This is a genomic window from Shinella sp. GW821-FHT10F02, from assembly GCF_058809275.1.
The window spans coordinates 803,691-820,562 of the sequence record NZ_JBXASL010000002.1 but is presented as its reverse complement, the minus strand read 5'-3'; the positions used below and the strand labels follow the sequence as shown (position 1 = coordinate 820,562).

Below are 16,872 nucleotides of genomic sequence, written 5' to 3'. Positions count from 1 at the left end.
ATCGATCCCTATTCAGCCGCTTCACTGGTCGGTTCGGCTCTCGCCTCCGCGGCGATCATCTGGGCCAGCTTGCGACGGAAGCGCATCGGGCCGACGTCGATCTTCAGGTCGAGGTTCGGCGTCTGCTTGTTGGCCATGCCGTGATGGACCGCCTCCAGCACCACGCGGTCCTCCTCGAAGGCGCCGCGCACGGATTTCGCGAAGCTCTCCGAAACCTTGGCGTCGTCGGGCGCGAAATTGCGCATCTGGAACCAGTAATATTTGGTCCGGTTCTCATCGACGGGCGTCATGAAGTTGTAGCTGTCCATGAGGAAGGTGTTGTCCGGCAGCGTGCGGCCTTCACCGCCGGTATGGGCGGGCGCGAAAATCGCCTTGATGATCGCGTTGCTCGGATAGCGCACCTCATAGTGCTGCTTGCGATCGGTATTGCCCTCGAACTGCAGGAAGGGCGCATAGAACGGAGCCGGCTCGGAATCGATCATCCAGCGCCACACGGTCACGCCGTCGTCCTTGACTGTCGTCTCAAGCGGCGTCTCCTCGCAGGCGGAACTCGCGAAGGACGACTGATGGACCCAGGCGACATGGGACGGATCGAGCAGGTTGTCCGTCATGTAGAGATAGTTGCAGTTGAGGGTCATGGACTCGCCGCGATTGACGCCCCATGCGGGATCGCCGAAATAATCGACCTCGAAGATGTCCTTCGGATCCGCCTTGTCGGCGTCGCCCATCCAGATCCAGAGCATGCCGTAGCGTTCGTGGACGGGGTAGGAACGCACCTTGGCCACATGCGGAATACGCTCGGCGCCGGGAACGCGCGTGCAGGCGCCGGAACAGTCGAACGTCAGGCCATGATAGCCGCATTCCACGTCGTCACCCTTGATACGGCCCATCGAAAGCGGGAGCTTGCGATGGGGACAGGCATCTTCGAGCGCCGCGGCCTGGCCATCCTGCTTGCGGTAAAGGACGATGTTTTCACCGAGGATCGTAACGGGTTTCAGCTCGCGGCCGACCTCGTGGTCCCATGCTGCGACATACCAGGCGTTCGTGAGAAACATTTCGCTCTCCTTGCGTTTTGCTAAGCGAATGTTCGTCGTTTTTTGTCCGCCAACAAGTTGCCAGCGCCTGCGTTCTTTTTTAGAATTTCTAAATAGGAACAGCATGAGGAAGGAATATGTAGCGATGCCAAATCCGTCCTTGCGGGGTTTGCAGGCCTTCGAGGCCATCGGACGATGCGGTTCGGTCACGGCTGCGGCGGAAGATCTTGGCGTGTCGCCCGGAGCCGTCAGCCAGTTGGTGCGCAATCTGGAACGATGTCTCGGCTTGACGCTCTTGGAGCGCCGCGGGCGACGCGTGGAGCTGTCCTCGTGGGGGCGGCTTTATTATCGGGAGGTTGCGAAGGGTTTCCAGCAACTCTCACACGCTGCAAACGTCCTGACGCGCGCCCGAAATGAGAGCGGCATCGTGCTTAGCGCCTTGTCATCCGTCGCCAGCAGATGGATCAGCCGTAAAATATTCGACTGGCAATCTCTCTGTCCGGGTTCGAATGTGCGCATTCTCGGTCAGGAGCAGGAGCCTCGCCTGGGTGCGGAAGAGGTGGATTTTCGCATCACTTACGGTCGGCGTTCCCATGTGCATGAACACGTCGCCAACCTGTTCACCGACTGGGTCGTGCCGGCCTGTTCGCCCACCCTTATCGCCAACCGTGCTCCGCAACGCCCGGAAGAAATTCTCACATTTCCGCTGCTCAATGTGGAATGGGAGGCGGACTACAAGGCTTCACCGCAATGGAAGGACTGGGCGAACCTGATCAATGCGGAAGGACATCAGACGTTTTCCGGCCTCTCTTTCACCTTGTCGAGTAGTGCTATCGATGCGGCCGCAAATGGAAGGGGCTTTGTGCTTGCACAGGTGTCCATGGTGCAGGAAGAGGTTGCCGCGGGTACGTTGGTTGTTCCGTTCGACATCCGCATGCGGCTGCCCGAAAGCTATTATCTAGCCTGGGACAGAACCGCCTTGGAAAAGCCTTTTGGACAGAGATTTCACAAATGGCTCCTCGGTGTTGCGAAACAACAGGACGCGGTTTCTGTACCCATTTTGAACCGCGGAAGCACGGTATAACCCCCTCCGAATACACGGGCGGTCAACCTTACATGGCGACACCTTCGTCACGGTGCGACTGAGCAGGTTCTCCGCCTCGCTCAGAGCGAGAAGACGGAGATCGATGCTGGCTAGGCTTTGCGTCGTCTCCCGGTCATAGAAGCTGAGGCAACGGCTGCTCTTTTCCACGAGCATCAGTACCTGACCTTCATTTCCTCCGGTCGAGTTCAACATGGCCAGACTGCGCCCTTCGTCAGTACGTCGATAGCATAGAGCGAAGTGGAGGCGGTTATGAACAGCCGCCTGCGGTCCGGTCCGCCGAAAGTGCAATTTGCAATGATCTCGGGCACCAGAATTTTGCCGAGCCTCGATCCGTCGGGTGCATAAACCTGGATGCTGTCGTGCGAGGAGGTGAAGACATTGCCACGCACGTCGATCCGGAAGCCATCGGAGGCTCCGGGCCTGACATCGGCGAAGATACGACCGTTGGCGAGACGGCGGCCCTCGACGACATCGAAGACCCGGATGTGGCGCGGTCCATCCGGCAAATGGGAAAATCCCGTGTCGGAAATATAGAGCAGGCTTTCGTCGGGCGAAAAGGCCAGTCCGTTCGGCTTCTCGAAATCGTCGGCGACGATATCAAGTTCTCCCGTCGAAGGGTCGTATCGGTAGACATGGCAGGCGCCGATCTCGCTCTCGGCTTTGACGCCCTCGTCATCGGACAGGATTCCGTAGGAGGGGTCGGTGAACCAGATCGTTCCGTCGGATTTCACCACCACGTCGTTGGGCGAGTTCAATCGTTTGCCTTGGTAGCGATCGACCACCGTCACGATGGTCCCATCCGGCTCGGTGCGGCTGATGCGGCGTCCCGAATGCTCGCAGGAGACCAGCCGGCCTTCGCGGTCGCGGGTATGGCCGTTGGTATGGCCAGACGGCTGGCGAAAGACGGAACCGCCCATATCGACATGCCAGCGCAGCATACGGTTGTTGGGAATATCGCTCCATGTGAGGCTGCCGTCTTCCCACCAGACCGGGCCTTCGCTCCAGACCGCGCCTGTCCAAAGCCGTTCGAGCCGGGTATCAGGATCGACCAGTTGCAACATGCGCGGATCTTCAACGACGATATCGCTCATGATGTCAGCCCTGTGCTGTTGAAGTCGAGGTTGCCATGCGTGCGGCAAGCAGCAGCGCTTCCTCGCTGGCGCGCGGATTGGCGAGGCCCTTGCCGGCGATATCGTAGGCCGTGCCATGCGCCGGCGTGCACACGGGGAAGGGGAGGCCGCCGAGCATCGTCACGCCGCGATCGAAACCCATCAGCTTCATCGCGATTTGTCCCTGGTCGTGATACATGGTCAGGACCGCGTGATATCCACCCTTCAGTGCCGTCAGGAAGACCGTGTCGGCCGGATAGGGACCTGCGACATCGAAACCTTCGCCAGCGGCTGCTTCGACGGCGGGGCCGATGATGTCGATCTCCTCCGTGCCGAAACTGCCGCCATCGCCCGCATGCGGGTTGAGGCCTGCCACCAGGAGGCGTGGCGCATCGACACCGGATTGTCTCAGGCACTCCAGCGTCAGTTTGATCTCGGCCTGGATGCCCTGCTTGGAAAGGTTGTCCGCGACATCCTTCAAGGGAATGTGCGATGTCACGCGCGCGTTCCAGACCGTATCGAGTACGTTGAACTCCCTGACCGGGCCGTCCAGGCGCAGAAGCTGCGTGATGAAGCGGCTCTCGTCGTCATAGCCCGGATGCGCGAGGCGCATCGCCTTCTTGTTGAAAGGTGTGTAGCAGACGGCGGCTACGGTTCCAGCGCTCGCAAGGCGCAGGGCAAGAGAGAAATTCTCGACGGCAAAGCGCCCGCCTTCCTGCGTCGCCTCGCCGATCTGGGCGTCGACCGGATCGAGATTGTGCAGGTCTATGAGAACCGGCTTGTCGGCAATACCGATCGCATTGGTTTCCACGGTGCCGATGTCCAGCGGAACAGCGGCGGCAAAGGCTCCCTTTTCCAGAATGCGCCGGTCGCCGATCACGACGAGACGCGCCGCCGTGTTGACCTCCTCGGAGGCGATCAGCCTGGCGGCGAGTTCCGGACTGATGCCGGCCGGATCGCCCATGGCGAGGGCGATGAGGGGGCGCTTGTCAGCGTTGGCGACTGTCGAGTTCATCGAACAGCCACCTTTTCCATCGCGGCCGGGCGCAGCCGCTCGCCGGCCGACGAGAACAGCCGAAGGCATTCGATGTCGTAGCTCAGCCAAACTTCCTCGCCTGCGGAAAAGTCGCGTCCACCGCGCTGTTCCACCGTGATGCTCTCGCCGCCGGAGAGATAACAATAGAGGTAGCGCGTACTGCCGAGATATTCGGCGAAATCGACCTTTGCGCGCAGCGCGCCCTCTCGGTTGTCACCGAGGCGCAGATGTTCAGGGCGGATGCCAAGCTTGATCGCCTCGCCATCCGAGACGTTCGCCAGAGCGGTGGGCAGCGGGATGACCGAATCGGCGACCTTGATCTGGTTGCCGGCCGCGTAGACCGCGTCGACGATGTTCATCCGCGGTGACCCTATGAAGCCGGCAACGAAAAGATTGTTCGGATTCTCGTAGACTTCATGCGGTGTGCCGACCTGCTCGATACGCCCGTCCTTCAGCACGACGATGCGATCTGCGAGCGTCATCGCTTCCGTCTGGTCGTGGGTGACGTAGATCATCGTATTGCCAAGCTCGCGATGCAGGCGTGCAATCTCGATACGCATGCTGACGCGCAATTCGGCGTCGAGATTGCTCAGCGGTTCGTCGAACAGGAATGCGAGCGGCTTGCGCACGATCGCCCGCCCGATTGCGACGCGCTGGCGTTGGCCCCCGGAAAGCTGACCCGGGCGGCGGTCGAGCAGCGGACCGATTTTGAGGATCTGCGCTGCTGCATTCACCCGCTGCTCGATCTCCTTCGGCGGCGTCTTTGCCATTTCGAGCCCGAAGGCAAGGTTCTCGCGGACGCTCATATGCGGATAAAGTGCATAGGACTGGAACACCATGGCGATCCCGCGTTTGGACGGATCGAGATCCGTGACGTCCCGGCCGGCGATGAAGATATCGCCGGCGGTCACGTCCTCCAGCCCTGCAATCATGCGCAGCAACGTTGATTTGCCGCACCCGGATGGACCGACGAAGACGACGAACTCTCCGCCTTCGATTGCAAGGTCGACACCATGGACGACGGTGAGCGAACCGAAACTTTTCCGGACGCTGCGAAGCTCTATCTTCGCCTTTTCGGGTGCGACCTCTGTCATCTCTGCGTCCTCACCCATACGAGCATCTCGCCCGGCGCCCGGTTGTCCCAAAGATGATAGGGTACGAACCGTGCTTTCGTTTCCTTCAGCGTCGGCTGTGCGGTGTCATAGAGCTTGCCATCCCAGCCGTCCCAGCATTCGCGCCTGGCGCTGACGTCGATTGCGACCACCTTGCCGAGTTCATCCACGGAGGCTGCAGCGGCATTCGCCACGCCATCGGTCAGGATCAGGCTGTTGAGGCCAGCGCCATTGTCCACCTCCTCCGCGCAGTAGATCATCGGGCCGCGGGCGAGCGCGACCCGACCGAGGTCGGCCCTTACTGCCGGGTTGGCGTGCAAGGCGCGAATATCCATGACCAGGTCCAGGATGATCGTCTCGCCACCGCGCCAGGCGCGATCGATCCGCAGGTAGCCCCTATCCTCGGTCGCCGCGACGTCGACGGCCTCGCCATCGATAGACAGCGTCGCGTTGCGGCACCAACCGGGCACGCGCAACGCGAGTTTGAAGGACGCCGGGGCGTCAAGCCCGACGGTGATCGCGATACGGCCGTTCCATGGATATTCCGTGCGCTGCGTCAGCGTGACGGACGTGGCGCCGACAGCGAGCCGGGCGGTACTTTCTCCGTACAAGTGGACTGCCATCTCGTCGACGGACACGCCGTACATGTAGCTGCCGATGGAGGCGACAGTCCGGGCGATGTTCGGCGGGCAGCAGGGGCAACGATGCCATGTCCAGCGATGATGCGCTCCGCGGCTTTCCAGCGGGTTGTCGTAGAAGAACTTTGCCCCGTCGGTCGCCAGGCCGGACAGCGCGCCGTTGTAGAGCGCCTGCTCCATGATATCGGCATAAACGCGGTCCGGGCCGCGTCCCAGCATCCGGCTTGCCCACATGACGAGGCCAATTGCGGCGCAGGTTTCCGCGTAGGCGCTTTCGTTGGGCAGGTCGTAGTAGTCCGTGAAGCCCTCATTGCTCGCCGCCGGGCCGATGCCGCCTGTGACGTACATCTGCCTGGTGGTGAGATCGTCCCACAGAACCTTCAACGGGGCGGTCAGGCTGTCATCGCCGAATTCCGTCGCGACATCCGCCATGCCTGAGTAAAGGTACATGGCCCTCACGGCGTGCCCGATGACTTTCGTCTGCTGTCGGACGGGCATATGCGACTGATTATACTCATAAATGCGGTGCCGGTACTGCTTCGGGTCGTCGCCGCGCGCGGTCGCTTCGACGTCGAAATAATGCGGCTGCTGGCCCCGCTGCTCGACGAAGAACCGGGCGAGGTCGAGATAGCGCTGCTCACCTGTCGCGCGGCCGAGCCGGACCAGCGCGAGCTCGATCTCTTCGTGGCCGCAGTATCCAGGCCGCTGGCCCTGACGCGGCCCGAACATCGCGTCGATATGATCCGCGTAACGGCACATGACGTCGAGGAGCTTGCGCTTGCCGGTCGCGTGGAAGTAGGCAACGGCGGCCTCCATCAGATGGCCCGCGCAGTAGAGCTCGTGGCAATCGCGCAGATTGGTCCAGCGCTTGCCAGGCTGCATGCGGATGAACCAAGAGTTCAGATAGCCGTCCGGCTGCTGCAGCTTGTGGAACATGTCGATGATGGAATCCATCTTCGCTTCAAGCTCCGGGTTGGGCTTGCGATAGAGAACGTAAGCAGCCGCCTCGATCACTTTGGCGACATCCGAATCCCAGAACATCTGCACGTTGGCGGTGTCCGGCGAACCGTCGGGCCGCGTGTGGAACGGCAGCCGCAGGTCCGGCACCGGCAGGTCGGGATCGATCTGGTCGAACATGCCGGCCGCGACGCAACGGTCATAAAGGATCATCACGGTCTTGTCGGCGACTGCGTCGATGCGTTCGCCCCAGAAACCATGCACATCGACATCGGGGACGGCGGGCGGGCGGAAGCCGCTGGCGGTGGGTGTGTCAAAGCGTGTCATAGGGTGCTCTGTCCATTCGGTTGATAGGTTGGTATTATTTGACGGCTCCCGCGGTCAGGCCGCGGATGTAGTAGCGTTGCAGTGCAAGGAAGATTACGAGGCACGGCGCCATCATCAGCGTCACGCCGGACTGCACCGCGCCCCAGTCGATCGTGCCGAACTGGCCGGAGCGAACCGCCGCCATCAGCACGGGCAGCGTGTATTTGTTCTGGTCGGTGAGCAGGATCAGCGCCGCCAGGAATTCGTTCCAGGATGCCAGGAAGGCGAAGATGGCGACGGTCGCGACCCCCGGAAGAACGAGCGGCAGCATGATGCGATAGAGCAGGGCGAAGATCGGGGCTCCATCCACGCGGGCGGCATCCTCGATTTCCTTCGGCACTGCATCGAAGGCGTTGCGCATCATGAAGATCGAGAAGGGTAGCTGCAGCGTCACATAGACAAACACGATGCCCGTCAGCGTATTCTGAAGCCCGAGCTTCGTGAGGATTAGGAAAAGCGGCGTCAGGATCGACTGGAACGGGATCATGACGGTCGAGATGATCAGCACGAACAGCACGTTCTTCAGGGGAAACTGGAAACGGGAGAAGCCGTATCCTGCCAGCAGGCTGATAATCACCGAGGCAATCACAGTGGCGATCGACACCACCAGGCTGTTGCCGGTATAGGTCCAGATGCCGGAGCCATATTGCGCAAGGTTCTCGTAGCTCTGGATGCCGAAACTCTCGACAGGCCAGGGCGGCAGCGGCGGCTGCCTGGCTTCCAGCGACGGCTTGAAGCTGACCAGCACGCTCCAGACGAGCGGTGCGAGGAAGAGGAGGGCGGTGATGCCTCCGAACGCGTGATAGCGGATGGCCTCGAAGGAGCGGCGTATCATTGACGAGCGGCTTGCGGCCATCACATGCCCTCCGGATTGCGCAGCAGCCGCAGTTGCACGACGCTGATGACGACAAGAATGGCCAGCAAGACCATGGAGAGCGCCGCTCCGTAACCGAGATGGAACGACATGAAGGACTGGCTGAAAATCCAGTAGACGGCGGTGATGGTGCTGTTCTGCGGGCCGCCGTCGGCGATGATGTAGAACTGGTCGAAAGCGAGCATCGACCCGGCGACGGAAAGAATGAGTGCAAGTGCGATCGTGCGCCGCATGAGGGGCAGCGTGATCCGCCGGAAGCGCTGCCAGGAAGAGGCGCCGTCCATGCGGGCGGCCTCCTGCACCTCGGTGGAAATGCCCTGCAGGCCTGTCAGCAGGATGATCATGTTGAAGCCGGCGGTCTTCCACACGACCATGATGATTACCGACCAGAAGGTCGTATCGAAGTCGGCGAGCAGATTGATCCGCTTTTCGGTCAGCCCGAGGCTGTAGGCGGCGGGCGAGAACAGGCCGGAGTCAACGTCGAGCAGCCACGCCCAGAGCAGGCTCGCCGAGCCGAAGCCGACGACCACCGGCAGGAAAAATGCGGTGCGGTAGAGCTTTGTCAGCGGCCGCGCCTTTTCGGCAAAAAGGGCGAGCGGGAAGGCGACCGCGAAAATCGCGACCGTCACGACCAGCGTGTAGTAAACGGTGAAGCGTAGAGATGCCCAGAACTGCGCGTCCTGCGCCAGCCGCAAATAGTTGCCGAGCCCGATGAAGCGTGGCTTGCCGAGGAGGGGCCAGTTGTGCAGCGACATCCAGAATGCCATGCCAAGCGGGATGACGAAAAAGATCAGCACAAGAGCGACGGCGGGCGCTACGAAGAGAAAGCCCGCAAGCTGGTTGCGCCGCCGCCTGACGGACTTGCGCGGAACGGGTGCGCCATTGTGAAGTTGCTGTTGATGGGTCATCGCGTCCTATCCATTGAACAAGCAGAGGGGCTGCCCGGACGGGAAGAGCTCCGTCCGGGCCGGTGTCTGAAGTCGGGAGAGACAGACTTCAGATGCCGTTGCTTGTTAATTCGAGTTGTCGAGGATCGACTGCATGGCCGCCTGGGCCTTGGCGACGGATCCCGCGACGTCGTCGCCGAAGAACACCTCGTTCAGCATCTGCTTCCACGGGCCGGTGCTGCTGTTGATGATGTCGTTATAGACCGGCGAGGAGGGGGTGCGGCCGATCTTCATGGCTTCGGTCGCGATCTGGTAGCGTTCATCCAGGGACTTGACCGCTTCGGCAGCGATGTCCGAGCGGGTGGGCAGGCTTCCCCCCTCGGCAAGCAGTGTCTGGCCCTCGATCGAATAGACGAATTCGAGGAATTCCTTCGTGGCTTTCAGGTTGTCGCGCCCTGCCGTGACCACGAAATTGTCGCCACCGTCGAACGAGGCCTTGCCGCCATCCTTTCCGGGAATGAAGGTGACGCCGAATTCGACAGTCGGATAATTCTTGACCAGATTGCCGATGGCAAAAGCCCCGATCGGCGACAAGCCGATCTTGTCGGTCGCAAAGCCGCCGAAAAAGTTCTTGCCTGAATCCGTCTTGGCGCTTTCGGGCACGTAATCCTTGGCGACGAGGTCACGGTAGAAATTGATCGCGTCGAGCATCTGCGGCGAGTCGAGGGCGGCGCGTTTGCCGTCGTCGACCAGAATGTCGCCGCCCGATGCCCAGATGAGCGGCATGAAGGTAAAGGCGTTGCAGCCGCCGCATGCACCGGAGAAGTAGAACCCCTTGATGTCTCCCCCAAGGGCATTGACCTTGCCCGCGGCCTCTTCGATCTCGGCCCAGGTGGTCGGCGCCTTGTCCGGATCGAGGCCCGCCTGCTTGAACAACTTCTTGTTCCAGAGCAGGACGGAGGCGTCTGCCGACATCGGCAGGGCATAGATGCGCCCCTCGTAGGTGCCGGTGCCGACATGCGCCTTCGACAGATGCTCGAAATACGGCAGGCTCTTGGCAAGATCGGTCAGATCCTCCAGCGCACCGGATTTGGCGAAGGCCGGCGCGTAGACAAGGTCGAGTGAAACGAAATCCGGAGCAGATCCACCGGCGGCAGCCGTGGCGTATTTCTGCACCATTTCCGCCGAAGGCACGATCTGCAGCTCGATCTGCGTCTCGTGCGATGCGTTGAAGGCCTTGATCAGCGTTGGCATGAACGCCTCGCTGCTTGACCGCGACCACATGGTCAGCTTCTGTTGCGCGAGCGCGGATGTCGACAATATGCTGAGTGCTGTGGCGGTGAGCGCCACGATTTTAAGCAGCTTCATGATTGGGTCTCCTCCCTCTAAAGCCGTTGTTACCGGACTGGCTTGCTACTCCTTTGCCAAGTCGTCATGAGCCACGAACCACAAGCGTGCATGGCAACTTCCAAAGTCCTTTTTCGACGGCTTCGCCATTCACGAGGCGCACGAGCGCCTGACCGGCCTGCCGTCCGAGTTCCTTCAAATTCATATCCACCGTCGTCAGCGGCGGGCGCGTCTGCTCGGCGACAATCTCCCAATTGTCGAAGCCGACGACCGACACGTCCCGGGGAACATCGACCTGCCGCTCCCGCAACGCATCCACCACGCCGCGCGCGATCTGGTCGTTGCCGCAAAAGATACCGTCAGGACGGTTTCCGCTCGACCAGAGCTTCTCCACCGCCTCGTGCCCCCACCGCTCAGACCAGGAACCGCGCAAGATCCTCTCGTCAGGCGCCGACAGCGCTGCGGATTCGAGCGCATCGCTGAAAGCGCGCGCTCGTTCCTGAACGACCCTGAAGCTCTCAGGGCCAGTGATATGGACAAGTTGTTTGCGCCCACAGGCGATGAGGTGTTCGACCGCCTCACGTGCGCCTTGCCGGTCGTCCGGGACGAGGGTCACTGCGTCTTCAGGTCCCTCCGTCAAAGCATAGACGACGGGAACTGATAGATGTGAGAGATTCACGGGCAGCGTCCTGTCGATGCGCTTTCCAGTGGCAATGATGCCGTCGACCTGTTTGTCCAGCATCGCATCGACATGGATTTTCGCGAGATCAGGGTTGTCTTCCACTGTGCAAAGGAAGACCGAGACGCCGTGATCGATCAGCCCTTCGGAAATGCCAGCCATCACCGGCAGCGTGAAGCGTCCATAGGTGTCGTCCGTCAAAAGTCCAACCGTAAAGCTGCGCTTGCGGGTCAGGCTGCGGGCCAGTGCATTCGGCCGAAATCCAAGCTCCTGGGCAACACGTTTTATACGGTCGCGAGTCTCCGCCGACATGCGGCCTGTGTCGTTGAGTGCCTTCGACGCCGTCGCGGTGCTCACGGATGCCGCCGCCGCAACGTCATAGATTGTCACCCGATCGGAAACGCTGACACCTGACAATCTTGTGCTCCCTAAAAATTATGAGAAACCGGTTTCTCAATCGCAGTATAGCTAAAAAACGGAATGAGAAAAGGGTTTCTCAAAATTTTTTTGTGATCGCCCATCATGGCCGAGGTTTCTCAAGCCATCGTCAACTAGCGGAGTCTGTGGGAGGAGGGCGACGCCCTGTCATATTATTGGAGACCTGGCGTCTTTGAAGGTATCTAGCGTAGATTTAATGCTAGCGCCGCCTGCGGACTCGCTGGTCGTTCAAGGCCGGACGGCCATCGATTAAGCCGTCAGTATCACGCTCGATTTCTATCGGTTGTCGATGCACAGCGCCAAAGCCGGCAGGCGCTTCTGGATAAAAGCGCCTACCGGCCTGAAGGATTGAAAAATTGCTGATGGTCAACACCGATTGGGCGCCGTCCCATGCATTACCATTGCCGCCCTGAAGATGCCTAATGAACGGCTCGTCGTCCTTCGGCTCGCGCTTGAAGTGCCACTGTGATCGTAATGACCAGTCCAAGAATGATCTGCTGGATATAGCCATCGATCCGTACCAGATTCATTCCATTCGATAGAACGGTGATTACGAGCGCTCCGAAGAGTGGCGACGCGACGTTGCCCTTGCCGCCGCGCAAAGATGCTCCGCCCATCACCGCTGCCGCAATGCTTTCAAGCATAAGATTGCCGCCGAGATTAGGCTCGCCTGAACCTGTCCGGGCGGTGAGCAGCAAAGCTCCAATTGCGACCATGCCTGAACACAAGACATAGGCGAGCATCGTGTATTTTCGCACAGGAATCCCCGCGACGACAGCCGCACGCGGATTGCTGCCGATAAGGAACAGCGCGCGTCCAAGTCGTAACCTGGTAAGGACGAGATGCGAGACTACAAGCAGGACGATACAAGCGAATACAGGTGCTGGAATCCCAAGAACCGAAGACCGGTAGAATACACTGTTGAGAATGCCGGGAACGTCGAAGATCTGAAAGCCGCCCGAGATTGTAGTTGCAAATCCTACGGCGATGTTGAGGGTCGCTAGCGTGACTATGAAGGGGTTTAGATACCACGTCGCCACGACGAATCCGTTCACGGTGCCCACAAGCAGCCCGATCGCCAACCCTGTAGCGATGCACGCCAGCAGAGAGACGATGTCGGATCCCGTGGCAGCCGAGACCCACACCATGACCATCGTGGCGCCCACGCTAATCAGTGACACCGTGCTGCCAAGAGACAGATCAAACCCCCGTACGATCACAACGAATGTTTGCGCCAGCGCGAAGACGGTAAGATAGCTTGCCTGGATCGCGATGTTGGACACATTCCCCCAGGTGAAAATGGCGGGTTCGAATGCGCCAAAGGCCAGAAACAGCACAAGGATGGAAACAGGCTGGAAGAGACCAGGAAGGACGCCCTTAAACGAGAAGCGTTGGGTGGTATCCACAATGTTCACATTAGCCACGGTCAGTGCCTCCAGAGCTGCGTTTGTCTGCGAGGATCGCGATTAAAAGCAAGGCTCCGAAGACGATCGTCTGGAGCTTGCTGTCGATCCGTATGAGATTCATCCCATTCGCGACGACGGTGAGCAGGAGACTGCTAACTGCAATCATTTCTGCTCGGCCGACCCCGCCTCTGAGCGAAACACCAGCCAGCACGGCCGCGCTTATGCTCTGCAGCATGAATTCGGATCCAAGGTTCGCTTGACCGGAGCCTATCCGCGCGGTGATCAAAATCCCGGTGAGCCCGCTCAACAAGGAAGAGCAAGTGTACGCGCCAACGGTCAGCCCCTTCACCGAAAGTCCTGATGATCGCGCCGCCGGACCGTGGCCGCCAACCGCATAGAGGTGTCTGCCGATATGCAGGTGTCGTTGTGCCAGTGCTATCACGACGATCAGGAAGACAGCGATAAAGGTAGGATAAGACAACCCCAAAAAGGAGCCTCGGCCGAACCCTTTCGTGAATTCTTCCAGCATTCCATAGATCGGAATGCCCGACGTCACATAAAATGCGATCCCTCCCGCCACGGACAGCGTTCCGAGCGTGATCATAAAGGCGCTCGCCTTGGTATAGGCAACCAGAATGCCATTGATCGCGCCGATGGCGCCTGACATTCCCAGCGCCGCAAGACAGGAAAGTGCGATTACGAAGACGGGGTTGTCAGGAAACAGCACGCCCAATTTGCTCATCGTGATGGACGTCGTGACGCTGCTCAAGGCGACAATGACGCCTACTGACAGGTCGATGCCGCCAACGATCATCACCATCATCTGGCCGGCGCTGATGATGGCAAGATAGCTGGCGTTCCGCAGAACATTGGAAAGGTTGGTGTCGGAAACAAACCGCGGTTCGATAAGCCCCAGAACAACGACAAGGAACACCAGAAAAATCGGGATCAAACCTGTCGCTGTGGCGATGTTTGCCATCCGTACCTGTGTCGATTTAAGCGAAAGTGCCGTCATGTACTTTCCCGTCATTGTTGGAGGATTTCACAGCCAAAGGCTCATCTGCGAAGAAGGATTTGAGCGCATTGTCCTCAGTGATTGCAGGGCCTACAAGCTCGGCAGCAATTCGACCCTTGTTGAAAACCACGAGGCGGTGCGAAAGGTGCAGCAACTCTTGCAGGTCGGACGATACGAGAATGATGGCGCTGCCTGCTTCAACCAGATCGCGCATCAGCTCGTATATTTCGTACTTCGCGTTCACGTCGATCCCGACAGTCGGCTCATCGAAGAGAAAAACTTCAGTGTCACGCATCAGGCCCCGCGCGAGAAGAACCTTCTGCCGGTTGCCGCCGGACAGATTCTCCACGAAATACTCGATGTTTTTCGGTCGCAGTTTGAGCCTTGACGTCACCGCATTCGCCGCATCGCACTCTTCGCTCAGCCGCAATAGTCCACTGCGGGAAAATCGCTCCAACCAGAGTGAAGATATCGATGCATTTTCGCGCACCCGCCTCGTTAGCGCCAAACCCTCGGCAACCCGGTCAGCGGGGAAGTACGTAACCTTGTTGTCAAGCATGCTGCGCGGCGTGGGAGAATTTTGGGGTTCTCCGTCGAGTATGATTGTGCCGCTCGAAATCACCTCGAGGCCGAAAATCGCCCTTACGAAGTCAGATTGCCCGCTCCCAAGCAAGCCTCCTATCCCAACAATCTCACCGGAGCGCAGGTCGAGGCTCGCCTGCTTCACGGAGCCTTTTGCGAGGCACAGGTCTCGAACCGATAGACGGACCGGACCATATTTAGGCTCGATCGTCGGAAAGAGACGGTCCAGAGGGCGGCCGGTCATCAGCGAAACAAGGTCTTCGTCCGAGGTCGAAACTGCTGGCACGGTCGCGATCAATTTGCCGTCTCTCAGGATCGTGACACGATCGGCTAAGGCTCGTATTTCTTTCATGCGATGCGAGACATAGATTATGCCGACACCCTTCGCCTTAAGCTGCCCTATAAGGCGAAAGAGATTGGACGCTTCGGCTTCTGTCAGCGAGGCGGTCGGTTCATCCAGAATGAGGATCTTCGGCTGAAACAGAAGCGCCTTGGCAATCTCCACCATCTGCTGTTCAGCGCGTGAGAGATCTCCGACACGGCTTTGAACGTCGACGTTGAAGCCGAAGCTTTCGAGCGCGCGTTTGCCTTCTTCACGCATCCGTCTGTGATCCAGGCAGCGGGATGTTTTCTTGTACTCACGTCCAAGGAAGAGATTTTCGACGACATTCAACTGCGGCACCAGGCTGAATTCCTGGAAGACAACTCCGACACCGGCTTCTCGAGATTGCGCGGGTGACAGCCCGCCGATCTCCAGTTCCTTTAGGAAGCAGCGGCCTTCGTCCGGTGAAAACGTGCCGGCGATCAGGTTGATCAAGGTCGATTTTCCCGCTCCATTTTCTCCGAAGAGGACGTGAACCTCGCCACCGTTGAGGTCGAAGTTCACGCCACTGAGAGCGGTGACGCCTCGGAAGCGTTTGGTAACATTCTCGAGTTTTAACAACTGCATAGGCAAGTTATCCTGTCTGCCCGAGGCGTAAAGGTGTCGTACTTCATTTTAGGGAATTCAGGCGGAAGCCACCTGTCAGTCTACAGTGTAGACAGGCTGCCAATCGCGCGGTGCAAAGACATTATCGAGATTGACCGTGTCGACGTTTTCCTTCGAAAGCATCTCGGGAACGATCATCACTGCCTTTGTAAACTCCTTGCCTTCGAGCGCGCGCACAGCAGTGTCAATTGCAATGCGGGCCTCAAGGACTGGCGCGAGCGTGGGGAAAGCCTTCACGTCGCCACTGCGAAGCAAATCAAGCATCGCCTGGTTTTCATATGAAGAGACGAGCTCCACCTTTCCTGACAGACCAGCGTTATCCACCGCGCCGACGCCCGCCTCGATCGCCGGGGGCGCACCCCAAAGAACCGACACGTCAGGGTACGTTTCGAGGGAGTCTTCGACCAGTTTCAACTGAACGGCGACCCCTGTGTCCCCCCACTTTGTGTCTACGATTTCGGCGGAGCTCGGCTTTAGAGTTTCTTCAAAACCCTTGTAGAAGCCCTCGGCCCAACCAGATCCCTGCGGGCCAGGGAACGCGGAAACTTCGATTTTCTTATCGGGATAGTTCTTGAGAATGAAATCGGCGGCCAGTGCACCCAACACCGGATAATCGACCGACACCTTCGCGGTAACGCCAGCACCGGCGACGGGATTGATCAACATAATCTGAGGAATTTTCTTTTCCAAACCTTCCTCGAATTTCTTCGCCATACCCGCTTCAGAAATCGCACCGGTAATAATGGCATCAGACTTCGCGGCAACGCAGTCATCGAACTGCGAAATCTGCTTGGGAAGATTTTCGTAGCCACCAGCCTGGAGCAGCGTGAGCTTCACACCGAGACGCTTCGCCTCTTCGACCGCGCCATAGGCGGCAGCGACCCACATGCTGTCTTTGACATGCGGAAACAACACGCAGAGGTGCCACTTTTTTTCCGCCTTCGTCAGCGGCACGTAGTCGAACGACGCCTGAGCGCCTTCGCTTTGACTGTAAACTTTCGCTGGCCACCAATCGGCAGCAAGCGCGGTGGTGCAACCCAGGCACAAAAATGCAGTCGCAATAATTCCTGCTTTCACGAGAACCTCCTATTGTCTTGATTTTGTTTGGAGAACCCCTCTCCGAGGCATTCAAGTATTGGATGTAACATTGCATCCAATTTATCATTGTATGATTCTTTACCCCCTTGTCCTGGAGTCAATGCGGCATCTTCCGGACCCTATGGACACTATCAAGCAGACCACCGTTCGGCCGAATAACGAGGTGGCTGGCAATAAGAATAGGAGAGGCGATGCCATCTA

14 protein-coding genes are annotated in these 16,872 nt (G+C 59.2%); 1 reads left to right on the top strand and 13 read right to left on the bottom strand.

Annotated elements, in window-relative coordinates; translation table 11 throughout:
• Positions 1–8: 8 nt before the first annotated feature.
• Positions 9–1,055: an aromatic ring-hydroxylating dioxygenase subunit alpha gene (locus AC1RWL_RS09640; RefSeq protein WP_493094447.1), complete on the bottom strand. Its 1,047-nt coding sequence runs from the start codon at positions 1,053–1,055 to the stop codon at positions 9–11.
• A 103-nt stretch (positions 1,056–1,158) separates the two neighbouring features.
• Between AC1RWL_RS09640 and AC1RWL_RS09635 the strand changes: the two genes are divergently transcribed.
• The gene (locus AC1RWL_RS09635) at positions 1,159–2,118 is read left to right on the top strand and encodes a LysR substrate-binding domain-containing protein (RefSeq protein WP_493094446.1); all 960 of its coding nucleotides are present in this window, start codon (positions 1,159–1,161) and stop codon (positions 2,116–2,118) included.
• 206 nt (positions 2,119–2,324) lie between these two features.
• On the opposite strand, the gene AC1RWL_RS09630 is transcribed toward AC1RWL_RS09635, so the two are convergent.
• From AC1RWL_RS09630 to torT, 12 genes are all read right to left on the bottom strand, one after another.
• Entirely contained in the window at positions 2,325–3,230 is a 906-nt protein-coding gene (locus tag AC1RWL_RS09630) for an SMP-30/gluconolactonase/LRE family protein (RefSeq protein WP_493094445.1), read from the bottom strand.
• A 4-nt stretch (positions 3,231–3,234) separates the two neighbouring features.
• Positions 3,235–4,263 (bottom strand): 4-hydroxythreonine-4-phosphate dehydrogenase PdxA, encoded by a 1,029-nt coding sequence (locus tag AC1RWL_RS09625; protein ID WP_493094444.1) that lies wholly within the window; start codon positions 4,261–4,263, stop codon positions 3,235–3,237.
• Positions 4,260–5,378, bottom strand: a complete 1,119-nt coding sequence (locus tag AC1RWL_RS09620; protein WP_493094443.1) for an ABC transporter ATP-binding protein — start codon at positions 5,376–5,378, stop codon at positions 4,260–4,262. Before AC1RWL_RS09620 ends, AC1RWL_RS09625 begins: the two co-directional genes overlap by 4 nt.
• Complete coding sequence (locus tag AC1RWL_RS09615; protein ID WP_493094442.1) at positions 5,375–7,318, bottom strand: glycoside hydrolase family 127 protein; 1,944 nt, start codon at positions 7,316–7,318, stop codon at positions 5,375–5,377. Before AC1RWL_RS09615 ends, AC1RWL_RS09620 begins: the two co-directional genes overlap by 4 nt.
• Before the next feature lie 34 nt (positions 7,319–7,352).
• Entirely contained in the window at positions 7,353–8,192 is an 840-nt protein-coding gene (locus AC1RWL_RS09610) for a carbohydrate ABC transporter permease (protein WP_493094480.1), read from the bottom strand.
• Between the two features lie 20 nt (positions 8,193–8,212).
• Entirely contained in the window at positions 8,213–9,139 is a 927-nt protein-coding gene (locus tag AC1RWL_RS09605; protein WP_493094441.1) for a carbohydrate ABC transporter permease, read from the bottom strand.
• 105 nt (positions 9,140–9,244) lie between these two features.
• Entirely contained in the window at positions 9,245–10,486 is a 1,242-nt protein-coding gene (locus AC1RWL_RS09600) for an ABC transporter substrate-binding protein (RefSeq protein ID WP_493094440.1), read from the bottom strand.
• Between the two features lie 64 nt (positions 10,487–10,550).
• Complete coding sequence (locus AC1RWL_RS09595) at positions 10,551–11,561, bottom strand: LacI family DNA-binding transcriptional regulator (RefSeq protein ID WP_493094439.1); 1,011 nt, start codon at positions 11,559–11,561, stop codon at positions 10,551–10,553.
• A gap of 440 nt (positions 11,562–12,001) precedes the next feature.
• Positions 12,002–13,006: an ABC transporter permease gene (locus AC1RWL_RS09590; RefSeq protein ID WP_493094438.1), complete on the bottom strand. Its 1,005-nt coding sequence runs from the start codon at positions 13,004–13,006 to the stop codon at positions 12,002–12,004.
• Positions 12,999–14,003 (bottom strand): ABC transporter permease, encoded by a 1,005-nt coding sequence (locus AC1RWL_RS09585; RefSeq protein WP_493094437.1) that lies wholly within the window; start codon positions 14,001–14,003, stop codon positions 12,999–13,001. Before AC1RWL_RS09585 ends, AC1RWL_RS09590 begins: the two co-directional genes overlap by 8 nt.
• A complete protein-coding gene (locus tag AC1RWL_RS09580; RefSeq protein ID WP_493094436.1) occupies positions 13,984–15,534 on the bottom strand; it encodes a sugar ABC transporter ATP-binding protein in 1,551 nt (516 codons plus the stop codon). Before AC1RWL_RS09580 ends, AC1RWL_RS09585 begins: the two co-directional genes overlap by 20 nt.
• A gap of 75 nt (positions 15,535–15,609) precedes the next feature.
• On the bottom strand, positions 15,610–16,650 hold the full coding sequence (torT, locus tag AC1RWL_RS09575) for a TMAO reductase system periplasmic protein TorT (RefSeq protein WP_493094435.1): 1,041 nt from the start codon (positions 16,648–16,650) through the stop codon (positions 15,610–15,612).
• Positions 16,651–16,872: the final 222 nt, after the last annotated feature.

What these genes read in the sequence shown, in the direction of transcription:
- AC1RWL_RS09640 (WP_493094447.1), bottom strand. Translation starts at nt 1,055, where the DNA reads ATGTTTCTCACGAACGCCTGGTATGTCGCAGCATGGGACCACGAGGTC.
- AC1RWL_RS09635 (WP_493094446.1), top strand. Translation starts at nt 1,159, where the DNA reads ATGAGGAAGGAATATGTAGCGATGCCAAATCCGTCCTTGCGGGGTTTG.
- AC1RWL_RS09630 (WP_493094445.1), bottom strand. Translation starts at nt 3,230, where the DNA reads ATGAGCGATATCGTCGTTGAAGATCCGCGCATGTTGCAACTGGTCGAT.
- AC1RWL_RS09625 (WP_493094444.1), bottom strand. Translation starts at nt 4,263, where the DNA reads ATGAACTCGACAGTCGCCAACGCTGACAAGCGCCCCCTCATCGCCCTC.
- AC1RWL_RS09620 (WP_493094443.1), bottom strand. Translation starts at nt 5,378, where the DNA reads ATGACAGAGGTCGCACCCGAAAAGGCGAAGATAGAGCTTCGCAGCGTC.
- AC1RWL_RS09615 (WP_493094442.1), bottom strand. Translation starts at nt 7,318, where the DNA reads ATGACACGCTTTGACACACCCACCGCCAGCGGCTTCCGCCCGCCCGCC.
- AC1RWL_RS09610 (WP_493094480.1), bottom strand. Translation starts at nt 8,192, where the DNA reads ATGATACGCCGCTCCTTCGAGGCCATCCGCTATCACGCGTTCGGAGGC.
- AC1RWL_RS09605 (WP_493094441.1), bottom strand. Translation starts at nt 9,139, where the DNA reads ATGACCCATCAACAGCAACTTCACAATGGCGCACCCGTTCCGCGCAAG.
- AC1RWL_RS09600 (WP_493094440.1), bottom strand. Translation starts at nt 10,486, where the DNA reads ATGAAGCTGCTTAAAATCGTGGCGCTCACCGCCACAGCACTCAGCATA.
- AC1RWL_RS09585 (WP_493094437.1), bottom strand. Translation starts at nt 14,003, where the DNA reads ATGACGGCACTTTCGCTTAAATCGACACAGGTACGGATGGCAAACATC.
- AC1RWL_RS09580 (WP_493094436.1), bottom strand. Translation starts at nt 15,534, where the DNA reads ATGCAGTTGTTAAAACTCGAGAATGTTACCAAACGCTTCCGAGGCGTC.